The following is an 18,297-nucleotide window of genomic DNA, read 5'->3' as shown; positions in this document are numbered from 1 at the left end:
GCCCCTTGTATCGCCGCGCTTACGTTAACGGCAAGCGGGAAGAGCGGACCGTTACGGTATCCGCGGCTCGCCCCGGGGCGGCGCCGGGACGGAAGGCGGCCGGCGCGATTCGGCCGGTGATTCGTCGGCCGGTCCGGGCGCGGCATCGCCGTCCGGCCCGGCCGTTACGGTGACGCCATCGGCATCGATGGTGACGCCCAGATCGACGGGATCGAGATCGATGTCGATCGTCATGTTCGCGGCGTCGACGAGCGCGTCGACCGGGTCGATCAGATTTTCCGGCTCCTCCTCCGGCTGGGGCGCGAGCGCCGCGCCGTCGATGGCGCTGGCCATGAAATCGGCCCAGGCCCGGGCCGGCGCGCCGCCGCCCGAAATGCCGGGGATCGGCCGGTTGTCGTCGCGCCCGACCCAGACGCCGACGACCAGATCGCCGGCAAAGCCGACAAAGATCGCATCGCGCGCATTCTGGGTGGTGCCGGTCTTGCCGAACGCATCGATGGACAGGGCCGCGCGCCGCCCGGTGCCGCTGTCGACCGCCGCCGCCAGCAGGTCGAGCAGCATGTCGCGCTCGCGCTGGCCGAGCTTGCCGGGCCGGTTCCACACCGCGCTCAGCCACCCTTCCTCGGTCCGGGGCAGGCCATAGGGCGTGACCGGCATGGCATTGCCCGCGACCGCGGCATAAGCGCCGGTCAGTTCGATAAGCGTCACCCCCGAAGTGCCGAGTGCGAGGCTGGGCTGGTCGCCCAGCGGGCTGGTGATGCCCAGATCGCGCGCCGCCTTGATCACGGCGCGCCGCCCGACCCGATCGGCCAGCCGCGCGGCGACAACATTGCTCGACAGCGCAAAGGCCTGGCGCAGCGTGATGCGCCCGCGATAACGGCCGTCATTGTTGGTCGGCGACCAGCCATCGATGGTCACCGGGCTGTCATCGACCAGTGTGTCCGGGGTCATGCCCGCGCGGATCGCCGCCAGATAGACGAACAGCTTGAAGGTCGAGCCCGGCTGGCGGCGCGCCTGGGTGGCGCGGTTGAACGGGCTTTCGGCATAGCTGCGCCCGCCGACCATCGCCACCACCTGCCCGTCGGGGCGCATCGCGACCAGCGCCATCTGCGTGCCGGCGACCGCATTCTGGCGCACCACCCGTTCGGCAATGCGCTGCAACCGCCGGTCGAGCGTCGTACGGATCACCTGCCGCTCATAGACAGCGCCCGCCTGATCGCGCGCGGCGGGCAGCACCCAGTCGGCAAAATAGGTGCCGCCCGGCATCTGCCGCTCGCGCGTCGGGCGCAGGCGGATCGGCTGGGCGGCGCGCGCCTGAGCCTCGGTGATCGCGCCGGTTTCGACCATCGCCCCAAGCACCAGCCGCGCCCGCGCCCGCGCCCCGGCAAGATTGCGCGTCGGCGCAAGCCGCGACGGGGCCTTGACCAGCCCGGCCAGCATCGCCGCCTCGCCCACGGTCAGCCGTTCGACATCGCGGCTGAAATAATGGCGGGCGGCGGCGCGCAGGCCATAGACATTGTCGCCGAAATAGACGTTCGACAGATAGCGTTCGAGGATCTGGCCCTTGGTCAGCCATGCCTCCAGCCAAAAGGCGATCAGCATTTCCTGCGCCTTGCGGCCGAAGCGGCGTTCGTCGCTGAGGAACGCGACCTTGGCGAGCTGCTGGGTGATGGTGCTGCCACCCTCGCGCACCCCGCCCGCCACCAGATTGCGCCAGGCGGCACGGGCGATGCCCCAGGGATCGACCCCCCAATGATCGTAGAAGCGCCGGTCCTCGATCGCCATGAACGCGCCCGCGACATGCGGCGGCAGCTTGGCCAGCTCGACCGGGGCGGCGATGATCGCGCCCTTGGCGGCAATGGGCGTGCCGTCGCTTGCGGCAAGCGTGATGCTGGGCGGCGAAATCGGCTCCAGAGAGCGCGACAGTGGGGCCGTCACCGACAGCCAGATCGCGGCGGCAATGACCAGCAGCAGCAGCGCCAGCAGCTGCCGCCAGAAGCGCAGCAACAGCCTGAACGGCCAGAACAGGCGACGCCGGGGGCGCTGTGCGGACGCATCGGGGGCGCCGGCATCGTCCGGCCAGCCATCATCCACTATGATCGGCTCGCGCTCAGCATCCTCGTCGCGCATTCCGGCCCTCATCCTGCCCGCTCTTGCCGTGCGGCTTATGTCCGCACCGCCTGTTATACGACCCTAATACAGCGGCACGCGCCCTGCCCCAAATGCTTTTGCGCGCCCCCGGCCATGGGGGCCGGGAGCGCGCACAAGGTCAGGCATGCCGGCATGCTTCTGGCGACGCATGGGCAACCGGTTGTCAGCCGACGATTTCTTCCGGCTTGAAGAAGAACGCGATTTCGATCGCGGCATTTTCGTCCGAATCCGACCCGTGGACCGAGTTCGCTTCGATCGATTCGGCCAGTTCCTTGCGGATCGTGCCCGGCTCGGCATTGGCAGGGTTGGTCGCGCCCATGATCTCGCGGTTGCGCGCGACGGCGTTTTCACCCTCGAGCACCTGCACCACGACCGGGCCGGAAATCATGAACGACACCAGGTCGTTGAAGAACGGGCGTTCCTTGTGGACGGCGTAAAAGCCCTCGGCCTGTTCGCGGGTCATGTGGATGCGCTTGGAAGCGACGACGCGCAGGCCGGCGTCTTCCAGCATCTTGGTGACCGCGCCGGTCAGGTTGCGGCGCGTGGCATCGGGCTTGATGATCGAAAAGGTGCGGGTCGCGGCCATGGCCGTCTGGCTCCGTTCTTAAACTGGTTGGGGGATGCGGCGCTCCCCTAATCGCAGATTGTGACAGGCGCAAGTTCGGGCGGGATAAGCGGACGGTTCGCAGATAGCTGTTACGTGGCGGCGAGGTTTTTTTTGTGGCGCGCCTTGCGGCGCGCGACAATCAACCCGCCTGCACCCAGCGTCCGTCACCGTCCTGCCGCCAGAACCGGCGTTCGGCATCGGGCGTGGCGGCAAGGCCGCGCCACGCCGCGCGCGCCGCGTCGATCGCGGCATCGTCGAACAGATGGAAGGCGCGCGCAAAGCCGAGCGCGGCGTCGCGCCACTGGCCGTCGATCAGCGCGACATGATCGGCGCGGTTGCGCGGCTCCGCCTCGGCGGCGATCAGCACCGGCTGGGCGGCATCATCGCCGGCACCTGCCTGGGCATGGGGCAGGAAGCTGTCGGGGGCATAGGTCCACAGCGCCCGGTCGATCAGCGCGCGCTGGGCCGGATCGGCGCTGACGATCAGCAGCCGCCCGCCCCCGGCCAGCACCCGCTCGGCGATCCGCGGCAGCACGGCGGCGACCGGGCTGGCCTGAAGATGATAGAAATCGATCTTCATGCCCGTCCCCGCCGCGCCGATAACCGCTGCTGCCGTCACCCTTCGTGCCGGGCGACGAACCGGTCGAGCAGGCGGACGCCGAATCCGGTCGCCCCCTTGTCCCACACCGCGCCGGGCTTGTCGGCCCAGACCATGCCGGCAATGTCGAGATGCGCCCAGCGCACGCCATCGTCGATGAAGCGCTGGAGGAACTGGGCGGCGGTGATCGATCCCGCACCGCGCGGGCCGATATTCTTCATGTCGGCAATCGGGCTGTCGATCAGCTTGTTGTACGCCTCCGACAGCGGGAAGCGCCACAGCGGGTCGCCCGCCTCGCGCCCGGCGGCGAGCAGCGCATCGGCAAGCCCGTCGTCATTGGCGAACAGCCCGGCATGTTCGTTGCCGAGCGAGATGATCATCGCGCCGGTCAGCGTCGCCAGATCGACGATGGTGCGCGGCTTGTGGGTGCGCTGCACCCAGGTCAGCACATCAGCGAGCACCAGCCGCCCCTCGGCATCGGTGTTCAGAATCTCGATGGTCTGGCCCGACATGCTGCGGACGATGTCGCCCGGCCGCTGGGCATTGCCGTCGGGCATGTTCTCGACCAGCCCGACCACGCCGACGACATGCGCGCGCGCCCGGCGCAGCGCCAGCGTCTTCATCGCCCCGGCGACCGCCCCGGCCCCGCCCATGTCCCATTTCATGTCTTCCATGCCCGGGCCGGGCTTGAGCGACAGGCCGCCCGAATCGAAGGTCACGCCCTTGCCGACAAGCGCGATCGGCTCGGCCACCGTGCCGCCGGTCCCGTCCCAGCGCATCGCCAGCAGCCGCGCGCCGCGCGCCGACCCCTGATTGACGCCGAGCAGCGCGTGCATGCCGAGCGCGCGCATCTGATCGTCGTCGAGCACGGTGATCTCGACGCCCAGATCGGCGAGGTGGCGGCAGCGTTCGACAAAGCTTTCGGGATAGATGACGTTGGGCGGCTCGCTCACCAGCTCGCGGGTCAGCGCCATGCCGTCGACCACCGCCTGATGCCGAGGCCAGGCCGCCCCGTCGCCGATCACCACCAGCTCGTCGAGCGTCTTTTGCTGCTTGGCCGGCAGGCGGGTGCGATAGGTGTCGATCCGCCAGCCGCGCAGCGCCGCCCCCGCGGCCAGCCGCGCAAGCTGTTCCGCGCCGGCGCTGATTCCCGCCGGATCGACGACCAGGGTGCGCGTGCCCGATGTCAGCAGCCGCGCGGCCAGGGCCCCGCCCGCTTTGTCGTAATCGGCCAGCTCACCGCGCCCGACCCCGACCAGCAGGATGCGGCGCACGCCGCCTTCATCGGCGAACAGCTCGGCCACGGCCCCGGCCTCGCCCTCGAATCGCTGGGCACGGGCGGCATCGCGCAGCAGCTGCGCATTGGCCGCCGACACCAGCCCCGCGCCCGGTTCCCCGCCCTGCGCCACCGGCAGCGCCAGATCATAATGTCCCTCGGGCCGGGCGGCGGCGAAACGAACCTGCATGTCTGTCCTTTCCATGGCTTCTCGCCCATCCCTGTAAAGCCAAACCCGCTGCGGAGGAAACCGGGCAGAACAGGGCTGCGGGCGACGGGCGGCCCCGGCGGATCGCCGGAACGATTTGCAGCCGCGCGTCATCGGTGAGATAGGCGCGGCAAATGACGATGCCAGTGTCAGGGGAACAGGCCGGCCGGATCGGGCGCGCCATGCTGATCGCGGCGGCCTGCGCCGCTGCGCCCGCGCTTGCCCAGGATCTGCAGGCCCAGGATCTGCAGGACCGCGCGCCCCCGCCCGTTCCCGCGCCCGCCGATCCGGCCCCGGCCGATCTTGGGCCCGCCGACCCTGCACCCGCAGAGGGGGAGACCGTCACCTTCAGCGCCGAGGCGCTGGAATATGACAATGACGCCGATATCGTGACGGTGACCGGCGATGTGCGGATGCTGAGCGCGGGCAACCGGCTGCGCGCCGAACGCGTGGTGTGGAACCGCCGCACCGGCACGGTCGCGGCGGAGGGCGCGGTCGCGCTGGCGACGCCCGAGGGCGACACCGCTTATGGCGACTCGGTGCAGCTGACCGAAACGCTGAAGGATGCGGTGATCCAGAATCTGCTGGTCGTGCTCAACGGCGGCGGGCGGCTGGCGGCGGCGAAGGGCAGCCGCGCCGACACCATCTACACGCTTGAAAACGCGGCCTACACCGGCTGCGCGGTGGTCGATTCGGATGGCTGCCCCAAAAATCCGAGCTGGAAGGTCAGCGCGGTCCGGGTGATTTACGACACCAAGCGCCAGCGCGTCTTTTATCGCGGCGCGCGGTTGAGCCTGTTCGGGCTGAGTTCGATCCCCCTGCCCGGCCTGTCGAACCCGGTCGGCAGCGGCGGCGGATCGGGGCTGCTGGTGCCCGATTTCCGCATCGGGCGCGTGAACGGGGCAGAGTTCGCCCTGCCCTATTATCTGCGTCTGGCCCCGAACAAGGACCTGACGATCACCCCGCGCGTCTACACGAACGTGCTGCCGTCGCTCGAGGCGCAGTACCGCGCGCTGTCGTCCAAGGGTGCCTATCAGGTGAGCGCGATGGTGACCGAGAGCCGGCGCGAGCCGATCTCGATCAATCCGGCGGCCACGCCGTCGCAGCGCGACCTGCGCGGCTATCTGGACGCGACCGGCCGGTTCCAGCTCGACCCGCGCTGGAACCTGTCGGGATCGATCCGGCTGACCACCGACCGCACCTTCCTGCGCCGCTACAACATCAACCGCGACGACCGGCTGCGCTCGACCATCGAGGTGCAGCGCATCGCCGCCGACAGCTATTTCTCGGTCGCCGCCTGGGCGGTGCAGTCGCTGCGCGTCAACGATCCGCAGGGCCAGCAGCCCATCGCCCTGCCGGTCGTCGATTATCGCCGCCGCCTGCCCGACGGGCTGATCGGCGGCCGGTTCGACATCCAGCTCAACTCCTTCGCGCTCACCCGCCCCGACGGGCAGGACACGCAGCGCGCCTTTGCCTCGGCGGCATGGACCCTCAGGCGGCTGACGCCCTGGGGCCAGGATGTCAGCTTCACCCTGTTCGGGCGCGGCGACGTCTATCACAGCGCCGAAAATCTGCTGACCGCGACCGTTCCCTATCGCGGCGAGGCCGGGTTCCAGAGCCGCGCCATCGCCGCGGCGGCGATCGACATCAAATGGCCGCTGGTGGGCGCGGTCTGGGGCGGCAGCCAGCGGGTGACGCCGCGCATCCAGCTGGTCGCGACGCCGCGCATCCGCAACCTTGCTCTGCCCAACGAAGATGCCCGCGCCATCGAGCTTGAGGACAGCAACCTGTTCTCGCTCAACCGTTTTCCCGGCTATGACCGGTTCGAGGACGGCGCGCGGATCACCTATGGGCTTGATTATGGCCTGCATGTCGGCAGCTTCACCGTCGATGCCAATATCGGCCAGAGCTGGCGGCTGTCGAACCGGCCGGTGCTGTTCCCCGACGGGGTCGGCCTGTCGGGCAAGCTGTCGGACATTGTCGGGCGCACGCGGGTGCGCTGGCGCGAGTTCGTGTCGGTCACCCATCGCTACCGGCTGGACAAGGACAATTTCTCGATCCGCCGCAACGAACTGGATGCGACCATCGGCAGCCGGCAAAGCTATGTCCTGCTCGGCTATCTGCGGCTCAACCGCGACATCGATGCCAGCATCGAGGATCTGCGCGACCGCGAGGAGGTGCGCGCCGGCGGACGCGTGCAGATCAGCCGCTTCTGGTCGGCCTTCGGCTCGGCGATCATCGACCTGACCGACCGGACCGAGGATCCGCTGTCGGGGGCCGATGGCTTCACCCCGATCCGGCACCGGATCGGGGTCGCCTATGCCGATGACTGTCTGGAAATCGGCCTGACCTGGCGGCGCGACTATCAGGATGCCGGCGACGCGCGGCGCGGCAACACATTCCTGTTGCGGCTGGCGCTCCGCAATCTGGGCCGCTAAGCCTCCATTCAGGCGCAACCGGGGATGATGCGGGACGACCGGCAATCGCCGGGACCGCAGCACAGGACCGGGCCGGCGCATGACCGGCAGCTGAGGCCGCACTGCAAGGGATTCGGTTCCGACGTGACTTTCTTCTCGACTGGATTTTCGCCGCTGAAACCCGCCCGCATGCTCGGCGGCGTCGCCCTGCTCGCGCTGGCGGCACTCGCCGCGCCGCTCGCCTGGGCGCAGGATGCGCAGGGCGATGCCGCCCAGCCCGCGTCGTCGGGCGCGGCGGGCCTCGACATTCCCGCCGATGTGATCGTGTTCGGCCGCAACGATCCGACCTTGCGCAAGCCGACCGCGATCGTGAACGGCGACATCATCACCCGCACCGATATCGAGCAGCGCCTTGCGCTGATCGTCGCGGCCAATGGCGCGGCCAATGTGCCGCCCGAAGAGCTGGAGCGGCTGCGCGCGCAGGTGCTGCGCAACCTGATCGACGAAACGCTGCAGATCCAGGAAGCCGCGGGCAACGAGATCAAGGTCGCCCAGAGCGAAATCCAGCAAAGCTATGAGCGGGTGGCGACCAACTTCAAGCGCAACCCGCAGCAGATGACTGAATATCTGGCGAGCATCGGCTCGTCCGAAGGGTCGATCAAGCGCCAGATCGAAGGCGAGCTGGCATGGAGCCGGCTGCTGCGCCGCCGGGTCGAGCCGTTCGTCAATGTCGGCCAGGAAGAGGTGCAGTCGATCATGGCCCGGCTGGAAGCGGCCAAGGGCGCGCAGGAAGTGCGCGTCGGCGAAATCTTCCTGTCGGCCACCCCCGAAACCGCGCAGGACGTGGCGCTCAACGCCCGGCGGATCATCGAACAGATCCGCCAGGGCGGCTCGTTCGCGGCCTATGCGCGGCAATTCTCGGAAGCCTCGACGGCGGCAGTCGGCGGCGATCTCGGCTGGCTGCGCCCCGAACAGCTGCCCGATGCGCTGGCCGATGCCGCGCGCGGGATGCAGATCGGCACGCTGGCCGGGCCGATCCAGATTCCGGGCGGCTTTTCGATCCTCTACATGACCGACAAGCGCCAGGTGCTGACCGCCGATCCGCGCGATGCGGTGCTGAGCCTGAGGCAGCTGGCCATCCGCTTCCCCGCCGGCCTGAGCGAAAGCCAGGCGGCGGCGCGCACCGCCGAGTTCGCGACCGCGACCCGCGCCATCCAGGGCTGCGGCGCGGCGCAGGAGGTCGCGCAGAAGCTCGGCGCCGAGGTGGTCGACAACGACCAGATCAAGGTGCGCGATCTGCCGCTCCAGCTGCAGGAGCTGATGATCAACCTGCAGATCGGCCAGGCGACGCCGCCCTTCGGATCGCGCACCGACGGGGTGCGCGTGCTGGTGCTGTGCGGGCGCGACGAAGCCGAAAGCGCGCAGGCCCCGTCGTTCGACCGCATCATGGCGCAGCTGGAAGAGCAGCGCGTCAATCTGCGCGCGCGCCGCTATCTGCGCGACCTGCGCCGCGACGCCATCATCGATTATCGCTGAGGCGCGGGTGACGGCTCCGCTTGCCATCGCGCTCGGCGATCCGGCCGGGATCGGCCCGGAAATCACCGCCAAAGCCTGGGCGCGGCGCGGCGACTATGCGCTGCCGCCCTTTTTCGCGGTTGGCGACATCCGCTCGGTCGCGGCGGTGTGGGACGGCCCGGTCGAACGGATCGCCGAGCCCGGCGATGCCGTGCGGGTGTTCGACCATGCGCTGCCGCTGATCATGGTCGACGATGCCGGCGACATCCGCCCCGGCGACCCCAATCTGGAAGGCGCGCGCTGCTCGCTCGATTCGCTCGAGGTGGCGACCGGCCTCACCCGCTCGGGCGCGGCGGCGGCGCTCGTCACCGGGCCGGTGTCCAAGGCGCAGCTTTACGCCATCGGCTTCACCCATCCGGGCCAGACCGAGTTCGTCGCCGAACGCTGCGGCGTGTCGCGCGAGAATGTGGCGATGATGCTTGCCGGGCCGGATCTGCGCGTCGTGCCCGTCACCACCCATATGGCGCTGGTCGATGTCGCCCCCCAGCTGTCGGTCGAGCTGATCGTCGCCAAGGCACGCACCACGGTCCGCGCGCTGCGGCGCAAATTCGGCATTGCCGAACCGCGCCTCGCCTTTGCCGGGTTCAACCCCCATGCCGGCGAGGATGGCGCGCTGGGGCGCGAGGAAATCGACATCATCCGCCCGGCCATCGCCCAGCTGCGCGACGAGGGCGTGGACGCCATCGGCCCTCTTGCCGCCGACACCATGTTCCATCCCCGCGCCCGCGCCCAATATGATGCGGCGATCTGCATGTATCATGATCAGGCGCTGATCCCGCTCAAGACGCTGTATTTCGATATCGGGGTCAACATCACCCTCGGCCTGCCCATCGTCCGCACCTCGCCCGATCACGGCACCGCCTTTGCGATTGCCGGGCAGGACCGGGCCGATCCGGGCGCGATGATCGCGGCGATCCGCATGGCGGGCGAAACGTCCGAACGCCGCCGCCGCTTCGAAGCGGAGAGCGCTTGAGCGACCTGCCGCCGCTGCGCGAGGTGATCGCGCGTCACGGGCTGAGCGCGTTGAAGGCGCTGGGCCAGAATTTCCTGTTCGACGAACAATTGCTCGACCGCATCGCGCGGGTGCCCGGCCCGCTTACCGGCGAGGCGGTGTTCGAAGTCGGCCCCGGTCCCGGCGGGCTGACCCGCGCCCTGCTGCGCGCCGGGGCCGAGGTGGTCGCGGTCGAACATGATGCGCGCTGCCTGCCGGCGCTCGAAGAGCTGGCGGCCTGGGCGCCCGGCCGGCTGCGGGTGATTGCCGGCGATGCGCTGCGCATCGATGGCGCGGCCGCGCTCGGCCGCCCCGGCCATGTCGTCGCCAACCTGCCCTATAATGTCGGCACCGCGCTGCTCGTCGGCTGGCTGACCCTGGCGGACTGGCCGCCCTGGTGGCGGTCGCTGACGCTGATGTTCCAGAAAGAGGTGGCCGAACGCATCGTCGCCCGGCCCGACACCGACGCCTATGGCCGGCTGGCGGTGCTTGCCCAGTGGCGGGCACAGGCGCGGATCGCGCTGCCGGTCCACCGGTCCGCTTTCACCCCGCCGCCCAAGGTGATGTCGGCAGTCGTCCATATCGTCCCCGGCGAGGCGCCGGCCGGGGTGTCGGTGCGGCGCATAGAGGCGCTGACCGCCGCCGCGTTCGGCCAGCGGCGCAAGATGCTGCGCCAGAGCCTGAAGGGCGTGCCGGGCGCGCTCGATGCGCTGGCGACGCTCGGCATCGATCCGACTCGCCGGGCGGAGACGGTGACGGTGGCGGAGTTCGTCGCGCTGGCGCGGGCGCTGGACAGCTAAAGCATTTTCGAGCCGGGTTGAAACACCCGGCGGCTCGGAAAATGCGGCAAATCAGAGACCTGGAGCACTTGTAAGCCGGGCCGGATCAGCCGGCGCGGCCGCGGCCATGCCCCCGGCCGCGCCATTTGCGCACCAGCACCAGCCGCCAGATCCACACTGCGAGCACATAGCCGATCAGCGCCGCGCCGACGGCGATCACCAGCAGCCCGACCAGCAGCGACGGCGCGGCATCCGAGGCCAGCCAGGCAAACCAGTCGCTGAGGCTGGCCCCCCGGTCATACAGCGCCCAGAAGGCGGGCAGATCGGCATGCCAGCCCAGCCGGTTGCCGATCATGATCGCGCCGATCAGGATGAACGGCGTGGTCGCGGGCATCGACAGGAACGTCATCGCGGCCGCCAGCGGGATGTTGCCGCGCACCGGCACGCACATCAGCGCCGCGCCGACGATCTGGAGGCCCGGGATCATCAGGAAAATGCCGACCAGCAGCCCGACGGCAACGCCGCGCGGCACCGACCGGCGGGTGAAGCGCCACAGTTCGGACCGCAGCACATGGCCGCCGAACGGCCCCAGCCAGCGGCTCGACGCCAGCGCCTCGCGGTCCGGGGTGTTGGCGCGCATCCATGCGCCCAGCCGCTTCACCACCCGATGCTATCCATGGTTGCGCAGCAGCCGCGACTGTTCGCGCTTCCAGTCCCGCTCGCGGATGGTGTCGCGCTTGTCATGCGCCTTCTTGCCGCGCGCGAGCGCCAGCTCGACCTTGGCCCGGCCCTTGCCGTTGAAATAGACCGACAGGGGGACAAGCGTCATCCCCTCGCGCGCCACCGCGCCGTGCATCTTGTTGATCTGCCGTTCCTTGAGCAGCAGCTTGCGCGGGCGTTTCGGCTCATGGTTGAAGCGGTTGCCATGGCTGAACTCGGGCACGTTGGAGTTGACCAGCCACACCTCGCCGTCCTTCACCTCGGCATAGCTCTCCGCGATCGATCCCTCGCCGAAGCGCAGCGACTTGACCTCGGTGCCGGTGAGCACGATGCCCGCCTCGAACACCTCATCGATGAAATAGTCGAAGCGCGCGCGCCGGTTCTCGGCGACGATCTTTTTCTTGTCGAACTCGGCGGGACGCGGACGGGCCATGATCGTCAGATAAGACCGGCATGGCTTAATGCCAGATCAACCGCGCGCCGCGACGCTTCGCCCGGCGGGGTCATCGGCAGGCGCAGCTCGGCCGACCAGTCGGGGCGCAGCCGCGCCAGCGCATATTTGACCGGCCCCGGCGACGCATCGCTGAACAGCGCGGCATGGAGCGGATAGAGCCGGTCCTGAAGCCGGAGCGCCTCGGCCCAGTCGCCGCGCAGGCAGGCATTCTGGAACTCAGCGCACAGCCGCGGCGCGACATTGGCGGTGACCGAGATGCAGCCGACGCCGCCCATCGCCATGAAGCCGAGCGCCATGTCGTCATTGCCCGACAGCTGGACGAAATCCGCCCCGCAGGCGAGCCGCTGGGCAGAGACACGGGCGACATTGCCGGTCGCATCCTTGATGCCGATGATGGTCGGGATCTCGGCCAGCCGCGCCATCGTTTCGACCGTCATGTCGGCAACGGTGCGGCCTGGCACGTTGTAAAGGATGATCGGCAGGTCGCTCGCCTCGGCCAGCGCGGCGAAATGGGCATAAAGCCCGTCCTGATTGGGCCGGTTGTAATAGGGCACGACGACGAGCGCGGCGGCCGCCCCGGCGGCCTTGGCATGGGCCATATGACGCCTGGCGGTCGCGGTGTCGTTGGAGCCGCAACCGGCAATCACCGGCACGCGGCCATCGGCGGCGGCGATGCACAGATCGATCACCCGGTAATGCTCGTCATGGTCGAGCGTGGCCGATTCGCCGGTCGTCCCGCAGGGCACCAGCGCGTGACTTCCCTCGCGCACCTGCCAGTCGACAAAGGCGCGATAGCCGGCCTCGTCGATCGATCCGTCGCGGAAAAGAGTCACCAAGGCCGGAATCGACCCTGAAAACATGGCTGTCTCCTTCACCTGAGCCCGGCAATGGGGCATATTGCCGCCAGTGGCGAGGTGCACATGGCGCGTTCACGGCCAGATAAGGATCAGGGGCCTAGCATGTCCAGCATGGTCTCACGCATTCTTCCCCTGATGCTGCTGTTCGGGGCATCGGCCTCGATCGCCGACCAGCGGCTGGTGCCCGCCGATCAGGGCGTGGCCCCCGCGCCCTATGACGCCAATGACCCGCTGCTGGGCGCGGTCGCGCAGTGGAATGCGCTGCGCCAGACGGTGGATCTGCCGTTCGACAGCTATGCCGGCTTCCTGATCGCCCATCCCGGCTGGCCGGGCGAGACGGCGCTGCGCTGCCGGGCCGAACAGGCGCTGGTTCCGGGGCGGGTGCCGCCGGCGCGGATCGCCGCCTATTTCGACCGGTTCCCGCCGCTCACCAACCAGGGTCAGGCGCGCCATGCCGAGGCGCTGGCCGCGCTCGGCCGCCGGGCCGAGGCGCTGGCCGTCGCGCGCAAGGCATGGACATCGGGATCGCTCAGCCCCGCCGACGAGGCGCTGGTGCTCGGCCAGTTCGGCGCATCCTTCACCGCCGCCGATCAGGACGAGCGGATGGACCGGCTGCTCTGGGGGGGCAAGACCAGCGCGGCGACCCGCCAGCTGGCGCTGACCAGCCCGGCGCGGCGCGCGCTGTTCACGGCGCGGCTGGCACTGCGCACCAACGCCGCCGATGCAGCGGCGCTGGCCGCGCAGATGGCGGGCGCGGGCAATGCCGATGCCGGCTTCGTCGCCGACATGGCGGTCTGGCGTCGTCACAATGGCGATCTGGCAGGGATGCGCGCGCTGCTCACCGAACAGCGCAGCTATCAGGCCCGGCCGGTGGATCCGGAAAAATGGCTGGAGTTCATGCTCGCCGCCGCCCGCACGGCAGCGGCCGAGGGTGACTGGGCCAGCGCGCACGCCATTGCCCGGCAGCTCGATCAGGCCTTTGCCCCCGGCACCGACGTGCAGGGCCGCAGCAATGGCGAGCGTGACGATTATACCAGCCTGGCCTGGCTGGCCGGGACGGCGGCGCTCAACCGGCTCGGGCGGCCCGCCGATGCGGTGCCGATGTTCGACCGTTATGCCCGTGCCGCCAAATCGCCCCAGACCCAGGCCAAGGGCCATTACTGGGCCGGCCGTGCCGCTCAGGCGGCGGGCCGCACCGCCGATGCCAGCCGCTATTTCGCGCTGTCCGCCGCCCATCCCGACCAATTTTACGGCCAGCTGGCGCTCGAACGGCTGGGCCGTCCGATCCCCGCCCCCGGCACGCCGGGCGCGACCCGCGTTCCCGCCGAAGAACGCGTCGCCTTCAACCGGCGCGAGATCGTGCGCGTGGCCCGGCTGCTGGGCGCGGCGGGCCGCTGGCAGGAACAGACCCAGTTTGTGCGCGCGATTTCGGCGGCCGTCGAAAGCGATGCCGAACATGCGCTGGCGGCCGAGCTGGCACAGGGCATTGGCCGCCCCGATCTGGCGGTGATGGTCGGCCGTTCGGCGCGGGTCAATGGCGCGAGCGACTATGTCCGCACCGGCTATCCGCTGGTCAAGGTGCCGGTCGGCCAGGAGGCATGGACGACGATCATCCACGCCATCGCCCGGCAGGAAAGCCAGTTCGACCGTGCCGCGATCAGCCATGCCGGCGCGCGCGGGCTGATGCAGCTGATGCCGCGCACAGCGGAGGAACAGGCCGGCAAGATCGGGCTGAGCTATGACGCGCCGGCGCTGACCGAGAATACCGATTACAACATCCAGCTCGGCTCATCCTATTTCCAGCGGATGCTGAGCTATTATGGCGGCAGCTATCCGCTGGCGATTGCGGCCTATAATGCCGGGCCGGGCAATGTGAACAAATGGCTGAAGGCCAATGGCGACCCGCGCCTGCCGGGGCAGGATATGATCCGCTGGATCGAGGACATTCCGGTGTTCGAAACGCGCAATTACGTCCAGCGGGTGCTGGAAAACGCCGTCGTCTATGACACGCTGCACCCGGCCCGGGCGCACAAAAGCGGCCCCAATCTGCTGAGCGCCTATCTGGGCAAGGCCATTCCGGGCTGATCTCCGTTTCGGCTTGCGCGGCGCGCCGGGGCCCCTCGACTTGCGCGGCGCGCCGGGGATAGACGGCGGCGGTGAGCACACGTCCCAATTACATCACCCCGGCCGGCTATGCCGCGCTCAAGGCCGAATATGACCGGCTGCTCGGCAGCGAGCGCCCGGCGCTGGTCGAAACGATCAGCTGGGCGGCGGGCAATGGCGACCGGTCCGAAAATGGCGACTATATCTATGGCCGCAAAAAGCTGCGCGAGATCGACCGCACGCTCGGGCGGCTGGCGGCGCGGATGAAGGCGGCCAAGGTCGTCGATCCGGCGCAGCAGCCCGACCGGTCGCGCGTCTATTTCGGCGCCACCGTGACCATCGCCGATGAAGACGACACGCAGCGCACCCTGACCATCATCGGCAATGACGAGGCCGATGCCGGGCGCGGCCGCGTGGGCTGGGACAGCCCCATCGCCCGCGCGCTGCGCGGCGCGGCGGTCGGCGATCTGCGGCGCATCGCCCTGCCCGGCGGCGAGGTGGAATATGAGGTGGTGGCGATCAGCTATCCCGGCGACTGACGCGGGGGAATGGCGCTGTCTGTGCTGCGCCTATCGGCGCAGGGGCGGGGTTGTCTGTTGCGCGCCTCGCGGCGCGGGGGCGGCGTTGTCTGTGCCGCGCCTCGCGGCGCGGGGGCGGCACCGGCCCGCACCCCCACCCGGCCTCCCAACGGCAGGGTACGCTATGGGAGGCCGGGTGGGGGTGCGGGCCGGTGCCGTTCTTCCCAAACAACAACCCCCGGTGCCGTTCTTCCCAACGAAATCTCCTCTCACCCGCCCAGATGCGTGCGCACCAGATTTTCCAGTTCGGGGTCGAGCGGCGGCGGCGTCATCGGGACGGCGGCTTCCAGCTGGTCGGCAATCGCGGTCAGCGCGTGGATGCGCGCCGCCGGCTTGTCATTGCCGTCGATCACCGTCCACGGTGCCCAGCGCGTGTCGGTGAGGCGGAACATGTCGGCAAGCGCGGCCAGATAATCGTCGCGGCGGGCGCGGTTGCGATAATCCTCGGCCCCGGTCTTCCACCTTTTCCACGGATCCTCGAACCGCCGCTTCAACCGCCGGTCCTGTTCCGCCTGCGTGACATGGACGAACAGCTTGACCAGCGTGGTGTTGCAGTCGCGCTGCTGCGCCTCGAACTCGTTGATCTCGTCATAGGCGCGCTTCCATTCGGCCTCGCGCGCAAAGCCCTCGACCCGCTCCACCAGCACACGGCCATACCAGCTGCGGTCGAACACCGCGATGTCGCCCGACAGCGGCAGGCGTGGCCAGAAACGCCACAGGAAATGCCGGTCCTTTTCCTCGGGCGTCGGCGCGGAAATCGGCCAGACGCTGAAATAGCGCGGGTCCCAGCGCGCGGTCAGCCGCTGGATGATCCCGCCCTTGCCGGCGGCGTCCCACCCCTCGAGCAGGATGATCGCCCGCCTTTTGTGCACGATATGCGCCACCTGGATCCGGGCCAGCCGCTCCTGCAGCGCGGCCAGAGCGGCGGCGGCGTCGCCGGCATAGGGCGTGCCCTGTTCATGATCCTGAAGGTCGATCCGCATGGCGCGGAGTTAAGCGCGCCCGGGCCGCCAAGTCGAGCCGGGCGAAGCCGATCCCCGCCCGACGCACGAAAATGGGACAGAGGCAGCGTTCACCGTGCCGCGACGCGCGCATGCGCCACAAACACTCGCGACCGCATCCGCGCGCCCCGCGCGCGGATGCGGTCCGAACGACTTACGCCTTGGGCGCGGCGTCCTTGGTGCCCGGCCCGTCGACCGTGCGGATGTGCAGTTCGCGCAGCTGCTTGGCGGTCACCGTGCTCGGCGCGCCCATCATCAGGTCTTCCGCCTTCTGGTTCATCGGGAACAGGATGACCTCGCGGATGTTCGGCTCGTCGGCCAGCAGCATGACGATGCGGTCGATGCCGGGGGCCGAGCCGCCATGCGGCGGCGCGCCATATTTGAACGCATTGATCATGCCGGCAAAGTTGGTGTCGACATCTTCTTTCGAATAGCCGGCGATTTCGAACGCCTTGTACATGATCTCCGGCCGGTGGTTCCGGATCGCGCCCGAGCTCAGCTCCACGCCGTTGCAGACGATGTCATACTGATAGGCAAGGATGTCGAGCGGATCCTTGGTCTCCAGCGCCTCCAGCTCGCCCTGCGGCATCGAGAACGGATTGTGCGAGAAATCGACCTTCTTCGCGTCCTCGTCATATTCATACATCGGGAAATCGACGATCCAGCAGAACTCGAACCGGTTGCGGTCGATCAGGTCCAGCTGCTCGCCCAGCCGGGTGCGCGCGGCCCCGGCGAGCTTGGCCGCCTGCCCTTCCTTGCCGGCGGCAAAGAAGATGCCGTCATCCGGGCCAAGGCCGAGCTCGGCGATCAGCTTGCGGGTCGCCTCTTCGCCATGGTTCTTGGCGATCGGACCGCCCAGCTCGCCGCCCTTCTGGGTGATATAGCCAAGGCCGGCATGGCCCTCGGCACGCGCCCAGTCGTTCATGTCGTCGAAGAATTTGCGGCTGTGGCCGGCGGTGTTCGGCGCCGGGATGGCGCGGACGACGCCGCCGCCCTCGACGATGCGCGCGAACAGGCCGAAGCCCGAGCCCCGGAAATGCGCCGACACGTCCGAAATCACGATCGGGTTGCGCAGATCGGGCTTGTCCGACCCGTATTTCAGCATCGATTCGCGGTAGGGGATGCGCGGGAACGGCGCGGCGCTGACCTGACGGCCATTGGCGAATTCCTCGAACACGCCGTGCAGCACCGGTTCGATCGCGGCGAACACATCGTCCTGGGTGACGAAGCTCATTTCGAAATCGAGCTGGTAGAACTCGCCCGGCGACCGGTCGGCGCGGGCGTCTTCGTCGCGGAAGCAGGGCGCGATCTGGAAATAGCGGTCGAAGCCCGCGACCATGATCAGCTGCTTGAACATCTGCGGCGCCTGGGGGAGCGCGTAGAATTTGCCCGGATGCACGCGGCTGGGCACCAGATAGTCGCGCGCGCCCTCGGGCGACGACGCGGTCAGGATCGGGGTCTGGAACTCGGTAAAGCCCTGGCCGATCATGCGCTGGCGGATCGACGCGATCACCTGGCTGCGCAGCACGATATTGGCGTGCAGCCGCTCGCGCCGCAGATCGAGGAAGCGGTAGCGCAGGCGGATATCCTCGGGATAATCGGCCTCGCCGGCCACCGGCATCGGCAGCTCCTGCGCCGCCGACTGGACGGTGACGCCGCGCGCGAACACCTCGATCTCGCCGGTCGGCAGCTGCGCATTGACGGTCGCGCCGGCGCGCGCCTTCACCACCCCGTCGATGGTGACGACCGATTCCGCGCGCAGCCCGTCAAGCACCGGCAGCGCCGGGGAATCGGCGTCGGCGACGATCTGGGTCATGCCATGATGGTCGCGCAGATCGACGAACAGCACGCCGCCATGGTCGCGCTTGCGGTGGATCCAGCCCGACAGACGGACGGTTTCGCCGACATTGGCGGCGCGCAGCGCGCCGCAGCTGTGCGTACGGTAGATATGCATGCCGGCCTAACAGGCGCTCGCACCGCGC

General features: G+C 69.2%; 15 protein-coding genes. 6 read left to right on the top strand and 9 right to left on the bottom strand.

The genetic code is table 11. The features are described from left to right. Positions 1–51: 51 nt before the first annotated feature. The 4 genes from OPU66_RS06090 to OPU66_RS06075 all read right to left on the bottom strand — a co-directional run bounded on the left by OPU66_RS06090 (position 52) and on the right by OPU66_RS06075 (position 4,822). Positions 52–2,142 carry a transglycosylase domain-containing protein gene (locus OPU66_RS06090; RefSeq protein WP_498552716.1) on the bottom strand — a complete coding sequence of 697 codons (2,091 nt, stop codon included), beginning with the start codon at positions 2,140–2,142 and terminating at the stop codon, positions 52–54. A 172-nt stretch (positions 2,143–2,314) separates the two neighbouring features. Further along, positions 2,315–2,737 (bottom strand): nucleoside-diphosphate kinase, encoded by a 423-nt coding sequence (gene ndk / locus OPU66_RS06085; RefSeq protein WP_498552715.1) that lies wholly within the window; start codon positions 2,735–2,737, stop codon positions 2,315–2,317. A gap of 160 nt (positions 2,738–2,897) precedes the next feature. After that, positions 2,898–3,338, bottom strand: a complete 441-nt coding sequence (locus OPU66_RS06080) for a DNA polymerase III subunit chi (RefSeq protein WP_498552714.1) — start codon at positions 3,336–3,338, stop codon at positions 2,898–2,900. A 35-nt stretch (positions 3,339–3,373) separates the two neighbouring features. Beyond that, on the bottom strand, positions 3,374–4,822 hold the full coding sequence (locus OPU66_RS06075; RefSeq protein WP_498552713.1) for a leucyl aminopeptidase: 1,449 nt from the start codon (positions 4,820–4,822) through the stop codon (positions 3,374–3,376). A gap of 158 nt (positions 4,823–4,980) precedes the next feature. Between OPU66_RS06075 and OPU66_RS06070 the strand changes: the two genes are divergently transcribed. From OPU66_RS06070 to rsmA, 4 genes are all read left to right on the top strand, one after another. After that, positions 4,981–7,278 carry an LPS-assembly protein LptD gene (locus tag OPU66_RS06070; protein ID WP_498552732.1) on the top strand — a complete coding sequence of 766 codons (2,298 nt, stop codon included), beginning with the start codon at positions 4,981–4,983 and terminating at the stop codon, positions 7,276–7,278. A 168-nt stretch (positions 7,279–7,446) separates the two neighbouring features. Further along, on the top strand, positions 7,447–8,793 hold the full coding sequence (locus OPU66_RS06065) for a peptidylprolyl isomerase (protein WP_498552731.1): 1,347 nt from the start codon (positions 7,447–7,449) through the stop codon (positions 8,791–8,793). A gap of 7 nt (positions 8,794–8,800) precedes the next feature. Further along, entirely contained in the window at positions 8,801–9,805 is a 1,005-nt protein-coding gene (gene pdxA / locus OPU66_RS06060; protein WP_498552712.1) for a 4-hydroxythreonine-4-phosphate dehydrogenase PdxA, read from the top strand. Further along, entirely contained in the window at positions 9,802–10,623 is an 822-nt protein-coding gene (gene rsmA / locus OPU66_RS06055; RefSeq protein WP_498552711.1) for a 16S rRNA (adenine(1518)-N(6)/adenine(1519)-N(6))-dimethyltransferase RsmA, read from the top strand. Before pdxA ends, rsmA begins: the two co-directional genes overlap by 4 nt. Before the next feature lie 85 nt (positions 10,624–10,708). On the opposite strand, the gene OPU66_RS06050 is transcribed toward rsmA, so the two are convergent. The 3 genes from OPU66_RS06050 to dapA are packed head-to-tail and all read right to left on the bottom strand — an operon-like array spanning position 10,709 to position 12,636. Then, positions 10,709–11,266, bottom strand: coding sequence for a DUF2062 domain-containing protein (locus OPU66_RS06050; protein WP_498552710.1), 558 nt, complete (start codon positions 11,264–11,266; stop codon positions 10,709–10,711). Between the two features lie 6 nt (positions 11,267–11,272). Beyond that, positions 11,273–11,755, bottom strand: a complete 483-nt coding sequence (gene smpB / locus OPU66_RS06045) for an SsrA-binding protein SmpB (protein WP_160593527.1) — start codon at positions 11,753–11,755, stop codon at positions 11,273–11,275. A gap of 5 nt (positions 11,756–11,760) precedes the next feature. After that, positions 11,761–12,636, bottom strand: a complete 876-nt coding sequence (gene dapA, locus OPU66_RS06040; protein WP_498552709.1) for a 4-hydroxy-tetrahydrodipicolinate synthase — start codon at positions 12,634–12,636, stop codon at positions 11,761–11,763. Between the two features lie 99 nt (positions 12,637–12,735). On the opposite strand from dapA, the gene OPU66_RS06035 reads away from it, so the two are divergent. Continuing rightward, complete coding sequence (locus tag OPU66_RS06035; protein ID WP_498552708.1) at positions 12,736–14,718, top strand: lytic transglycosylase domain-containing protein; 1,983 nt, start codon at positions 12,736–12,738, stop codon at positions 14,716–14,718. 71 nt (positions 14,719–14,789) lie between these two features. Continuing rightward, on the top strand, positions 14,790–15,275 hold the full coding sequence (locus OPU66_RS06030; RefSeq protein WP_498552707.1) for a GreA/GreB family elongation factor: 486 nt from the start codon (positions 14,790–14,792) through the stop codon (positions 15,273–15,275). A gap of 248 nt (positions 15,276–15,523) precedes the next feature. On the opposite strand, the gene OPU66_RS06025 is transcribed toward OPU66_RS06030, so the two are convergent. Both OPU66_RS06025 and aspS read right to left on the bottom strand, forming a co-directional pair. Then, the gene (locus OPU66_RS06025) at positions 15,524–16,297 is read right to left on the bottom strand and encodes a polyphosphate kinase 2 family protein (RefSeq protein ID WP_498552706.1); all 774 of its coding nucleotides are present in this window, start codon (positions 16,295–16,297) and stop codon (positions 15,524–15,526) included. Positions 16,298–16,469: 172 nt separating this feature from the next. Continuing rightward, positions 16,470–18,269, bottom strand: coding sequence for an aspartate--tRNA ligase (gene aspS, locus OPU66_RS06020; RefSeq protein ID WP_498552705.1), 1,800 nt, complete (start codon positions 18,267–18,269; stop codon positions 16,470–16,472). Positions 18,270–18,297 lie beyond the last annotated feature (28 nt).

The organism is Sphingomonas sp. URJC2 (assembly GCF_059803575.1).
The sequence above is the reverse complement of the archived record's forward strand: the minus strand, read 5'-3'. Positions and strand labels throughout refer to the sequence as shown.